The sequence below is a fragment of the Pleurocapsa sp. CCALA 161 genome (assembly GCF_003003995.1).
Taxonomy (GTDB): domain Bacteria; phylum Cyanobacteriota; class Cyanobacteriia; order Cyanobacteriales; family Xenococcaceae; genus Waterburya.
In genome coordinates this window covers 1-5,348 of sequence record NZ_PVWF01000198.1, presented here as the reverse complement: position 1 = coordinate 5,348, position 5,348 = coordinate 1, and the positions used below count along the sequence as shown (strand labels likewise).

Here is a 5,348-nt window from a genome sequence, read left to right as displayed (position 1 = left end):
TCTCTGCTATGATAATTAAGCCATAAATTAGGAGAGGTGGCAGAGTGGTCGAACGCGCTCGACTTGAAATCGAGTTTCTTGAAAGAGAACGTGGGTTCGAATCCCACCCTCTCCGTACAGTAAGATAATCATGAATCAAGGCAAAGTTGTAGCAATCATTACAGGAGTAATTTCAATTTTAATTGCGATCGCTTATTTAGTAGTAGTGCAGTTAATTGATTCGCGAGGTGAAATGATTCCTGCACCCGTCGATCAATTATCTCGATCAATATCAATAATTAGTTATTTACTGAGCTGATCTTACACTCGTGACTTTGTAAAAATTAAAGGCGATCGCTTATTTTCCCGTTCACAGCAGAAATACTCACCACTCTAGGGGAAGCTAGATAATTTTTGCTGGTTGGATCTCCTGTACGTCCTGTAAAATTGCGATTAGTGGCATAGATTCCCGTTTCTTGTTTCCCCAGAACCCCTTTACCAGAATTGATACAAGCACCGCAACCAGACTTAAGAATCTGGACTCCAGCCTGAGCAAAAATTTCCAAATATCCTAGCGCTTCTGCTTGCTGTCGGATTAGTTGGGAAGCAGGAACAACATACATCTGTACCTGAGGATTTACCTGACGATCTTTCAATATGGCAGCAGCCTGGGCTAAGTCCGTAAGTTTTCCCCCTGTACAAGAGCCAATAAACGCTAGAGTAATGGGGATGTCTGGTAATTCACTGAGATTGACTACGTTATCTGGTTTAGGAGGACAGGCTATTTGGGCTTCAAGATTACTTAGATCGAATTGATAAACAGAGTCATATATTGCATCTTGATCTCCGACTATAGGGGTATAGTCAGATACATTTACATTTTTGTTTTGCAGATATTCAGCAGTAACAGCATCAGGAACAATCAAACCACACATTGCGCCACACTCCACCGCCATATTACTCAAAGTCATCCGTTCATCAATTGATAGCTGTTCGATAATGCTTCCTCGAAACTCAAGCACCTTGCCCATGGCTCCCTGACAGCCAATTTTTCCTAAGATAAACAGCATAATATCCTTCGCGCTTAGATCTTGAGGTAACCTTCCCCCCAGCACAAACACAATCGTACCAGGAACACGCAGCCACATATCCCCCGTAGCCAAGATGTTCGCCATATCGGTAGTTCCCACTCCAGTTGAAAAGCTGCCAAATGCTCCATAGGTACAGCTATGGGAATCAGTACCCGCAATAATCATACCTGGATGAATCAAACCTTGTTCTGGCAGCAAGACATGACAGATGCCTGATGCTTCTCCAGGAGATACTAGATCGAAAAGTCTACAGCCATAGTGATGAGCAAAATCTACCATGTTTTGATACAGCTTAGTTGCTTGAGAATCGATTCGAATATCGTTAACCTGAATAAAGTGATCGGCAACTAAAACAACCTTGCTTGCATCCCATATTTGGGCATATTCACCAAAATTAGTTCTAAAAAGCTCAAATACAGGAGCAGCGATCGCATCATGAGACATAGCTAAATCAACTTTAGCAAATACTACCTCTCCAGGCTGCACATAATCATTACCAGAAGCCCTAGCCAGCATCTTCTCCGCCATAGTCATTGAACGAGAGGGAGTATTACTGTGAGGAACAGCAATCTTAGATTGTAATCGTTGTTGATTGAAAGCTGTTAATCCCCCTGCTGCGGAAATAGCTTGAACGACAGGATTATCTTGGCTTTCGCCAATAATTTCTACAGCCAGACCAATATTAATACTATTGCGATAAAAAATCTCGGCAAAAGAACGAGCGCGCACTAATTTGATCCCTGCTGTCTTAATGGCGATGGGTGCATATTCTCGACTTGAACCACAGCCAAAGTTTTCGCCTGCTTCTATGACTTCATACTGTAATAAGGTATCGACACCAATTAAATGTTCTAAGACATAATGTTTTTGATGTTCGGGATCTGGGTTAGTACTGCGATGAGCGGGAATAATATCGTCGGTATTAATATCATCACCAAGTTTGAGAACTTTTATCTTCATTTGAGGAATGTGTCAGGTATTCAGTTTTATATGTCATCTATCAATTACTGTTCAAATGTGCGATTGCTCTTTTAAACTCATATTTCTTAACTCCAAAGAAAAAAATTAAGCTTAGTGAACGGTACTCCGCCTTCCGCGGTCAGATTTTAAATGTTGTAAGATCTGCTCAAGACTCTGGTTGAGAATCTCCAGATTGTATTCCTGCTCAACCTTTTGACGACCAGCTAAACTGATGATTGTTCTTAGTTCAAGGTCATTAATCAAAATTTCAATCTTGCTAGCCAAACCAGAAACATCTCTTTCTGGCAACAAGTATCCAGATCTTCCATCTTCAATCAATTCAGGAATGCCGCTATGATAGGTGCTAACTGCGGGTACTCCTTTAGCCATTGATTCCATTAGACAAACAGGAATTCCTTCACAATCACCATCACGACTAGTAACACTTGGGGCCAAGACTAAAGCTGAATTTTCCATCATGCTGATAATTTCTGCTTGTTGTTTCCACCCTAATAATTTAATGTGATGGACAGCGTTTAACTGTTGAATCAAATTGTTTAACTCTTGTCTTAAAACACCATCTCCAACAATTTGATATTGCAAATGAGGATAATGGGGAATTAACTGCGCCACTGCTCGAATACTATACTCTAATCCTTTTTTCTCAACTAAACGGGCAACACTAAGCAAGGAAAATTGCTTTGAGGATGAAGGAGCAGCATAATTAAATTTGTTACAGTCAATACCCATGTGTTGCACTAAAGTTTTATGGGGATTGCAGCCAAGAGCGATTAACTTTTTTTGCCAATATTGACTAATTGGCAAAAGCAGATCTGCCTGCTCAAAAAGATAATTGTAGATATCTTCGCCATGCAGATCTAAATAACGAGAAATATCATAACCGTGAAAGACAACGGCAATTTTTCCTTGAGTAATACCCAAATCTTTGAGTAAAGTAGCTTTTAACCCATTGCGTCCATAATGACAAAGAATCACATCGTAAGCGGTTTGATTTAGCCACGGAATTATGAGATGAAGAGGCTTGAGAAAACTTGCGGGTTCTCCATAATTAGCGCGGTTATAGCGGACAAAATTAATTGCTCGTAAAATTGGCTTGGGTGCTGTCCAAAAATTGCGTAAAAACAAGAAAATAGCCGATATAATTCGCAATACAGCATTGCCAGGAACAGGAGTATAGTAAGTCCTATCTAAAAGGCTATATTCCTGTATTTCAGCCTGAGTTTGCTGAATATTGCCCAGGCGATCGCTATATATATCTACCTCATGACCGCGATCGATCAATCCTGTAATTTGATTTAAGATAAAAGTTTCTGACAAACTGGGAAATTGATCGACAATAATAGCGATGCGCATATTTAACTATATGACTATGACTATATTTAATATTTAAGACAAACGATTAACAGTTCATCAGTTCGGCAATTATTTGCTCAATTGTCTCTTGCTGGCTTTCGATACTTTCTGTGAGCTTAAATTGCACTAAAGCTCTGGCTAAATTGTGTTCGTCATGATTAGCGTTGAAGTAAACATTCCCCTCTAGATGATCGGTAAAAAATCTTAGTCCTAACTCAAACGCCAACAAGCGAATAGAATCGTAAATATATTGATAGTCATCTTGAGTCAAAAAGTCCCGTGCTACTTCTAAATATCCTTTCAGGATGGCTTGAGCAAGTTGTGGTTCAAACTTAACCTCTGTCCACTTACTAGTTTCTTCTCCTAATAGATTGCAGCCAGATCGCAAACAATCGCCAATGTCATAATGAATTAAACCTGGCTTAACTGTATCAAGGTCGATCATTGCTACTGCTTCTTTAGTAGAGCAGTCAATCATAATATTATTAATTTTAGGATCGCCGTGAATTGTTCTCAAGTGAAGTTTGCCATTGATTCTGGCGTTTTCTAAAATATAAGGTAAGTTTGGGCGATCGCGAATAAACTGAAGACAGTAGTTAACTTCAGCAGAAGACTTTATCTGTATTTTCTCTCGCACCTGATGATAATGCTTGAGGTATCCTGGGGTAATATGAAATCCTACTAAGGTATCTGCTAGTTGTTCTGTTGGTAAATTAGTCAGCAAGCGGTGAAACATCCCCAAGCCATAGCCAATTTCTTGAGCGTGTTGCAAATTTTGAATCGTATCAAAAGACTGGGAATTATCAATAAAGCTGATCCCCCGCCAGAAAGTACCATCTTCCGCTACGTAGTGGTTTTGGTTTTGAGGAGTGAATAGCACCCTCGGCATTAGCCAACGGCGCTGAACAGAAAAATTACCCTGCTCTAACTTTTGACGAACATAATCTGACAAAATACAAATATTATTCATAACCAATTCTGGTTGGCAAAATACGACAGTATTGAGACGTTGCAGAATAAATGGCGGTTGAAGCTCCAGAGTAACTAAAAATGTACTATTAATATTGCCACTGCCGTGATGTTGAATGTTAGTAACTTTTGCGTTAGGTTCAAATTGATTGGCAATTTCAACTAGCTGGTCAAAAGTTTGTTTGATTGTCTCAGGCTGATCTGTCATATCCTCCTCAATACTACAGACGTAGTTACTGCTATAAAATACCCTCCACAATTAGAACATTTTAATTGCTCAAGTCATCTAGATCGTGATTTTTCATCAAATTAGCTAAATTAACTAAGTAAGTATTTCCACTGAAATAAACTAATCAAAAAACTAACTGGATACAGCTTAAGATTGTTTAGCAGGATCGGCATATCAGGGTAACAAATTTCGGCTGAAAGATGGATAAATCAACGGGGAAGAGTTGTTAAGGAGTTGAGTTCATGGAAAAATTTACCAGGGTTAAGGGTATATTGAGTCCTGGTGCTTGTTTGGCAAGCGGAGAGTATCGGATTAAACAACCCCTTGGTCAAGGCGGCTTTGGGATTACTTATCAGGGGATCGACACCAGATTAAATCGAGCCGTAGCGGTCAAAGAATTTTTTCCTGAAGGCTGTTGGCGAGAAGGTTCAACCGTTGTATCTGCGGGGCGTTGGAATTTAGACACCTACAGCAACGCCAAACAAAAATTTTTACTCGAAGGTCAAACCCTCGGTCAGTTTAATCATCCTGGGATTGTTCGGGTTTTCTATTATTTTGAAGAAAATAATACTGCCTATCTGGTCATGGAATATCTTAAGGGTAAAACCTTAACCGAGTTTCTCAAGCAAAGGCAAGGAAAATTATCCCAAGCAAAAGCCTTAGAGCATATTGCTAAGGTGGGAGAGGCGCTAGAAATCCTGCATCAAGCTCAGTTTCTCCATCGAGATATTAAGCCAGATAATATC

At 39.7% G+C, this 5,348-nt stretch carries 5 protein-coding genes and 1 tRNA gene; 3 read left to right on the top strand and 3 right to left on the bottom strand.

Going from position 1 to position 5,348, the window contains the following annotated elements:
* Window positions 1-30 precede the first annotated feature (30 nt).
* Together C7B62_RS24200 and C7B62_RS24195 are read left to right on the top strand one after the other, a co-directional pair.
* Window positions 31-115: transfer RNA gene (locus tag C7B62_RS24200), tRNA-Ser, on the top strand.
* A 15-nt stretch (window positions 116-130) separates the two neighbouring features.
* Window positions 131-298 carry a hypothetical protein gene (locus tag C7B62_RS24195; protein WP_106243747.1) on the top strand — a complete coding sequence of 56 codons (168 nt, stop codon included), beginning with the start codon at window positions 131-133 and terminating at the stop codon, window positions 296-298.
* Between the two features lie 25 nt (window positions 299-323).
* Here the strand turns inward: C7B62_RS24195 and C7B62_RS24190 are convergent, their stop codons facing one another.
* The 3 genes from C7B62_RS24190 to C7B62_RS24180 all read right to left on the bottom strand — a co-directional run bounded on the left by C7B62_RS24190 (window position 324) and on the right by C7B62_RS24180 (window position 4,581).
* Window positions 324-2,030, bottom strand: coding sequence for an aconitase/3-isopropylmalate dehydratase large subunit family protein (locus C7B62_RS24190; RefSeq protein WP_106243744.1), 1,707 nt, complete (start codon window positions 2,028-2,030; stop codon window positions 324-326).
* A gap of 111 nt (window positions 2,031-2,141) precedes the next feature.
* Entirely contained in the window at window positions 2,142-3,404 is a 1,263-nt protein-coding gene (locus tag C7B62_RS24185; protein WP_106243742.1) for a glycosyltransferase, read from the bottom strand.
* Window positions 3,405-3,450: 46 nt separating this feature from the next.
* Entirely contained in the window at window positions 3,451-4,581 is a 1,131-nt protein-coding gene (locus C7B62_RS24180; protein ID WP_106243740.1) for a phosphotransferase enzyme family protein, read from the bottom strand.
* Between the two features lie 263 nt (window positions 4,582-4,844).
* Between C7B62_RS24180 and C7B62_RS24175 the strand changes: the two genes are divergently transcribed.
* Window positions 4,845-5,348: serine/threonine-protein kinase (locus C7B62_RS24175; protein WP_146132200.1), on the top strand; the 504-nt coding region annotated here is incomplete at its 3' end.

Coding starts and splice junctions, on each gene's coding strand:
- C7B62_RS24180 (WP_106243740.1), bottom strand. CDS start 4,581: ATGACAGATCAGCCTGAGACAATCAAACAAACTTTTGACCAGCTAGTT.
- C7B62_RS24195 (WP_106243747.1), top strand. CDS start 131: ATGAATCAAGGCAAAGTTGTAGCAATCATTACAGGAGTAATTTCAATT.
- C7B62_RS24185 (WP_106243742.1), bottom strand. CDS start 3,404: ATGCGCATCGCTATTATTGTCGATCAATTTCCCAGTTTGTCAGAAACT.
- C7B62_RS24190 (WP_106243744.1), bottom strand. CDS start 2,030: ATGAAGATAAAAGTTCTCAAACTTGGTGATGATATTAATACCGACGAT.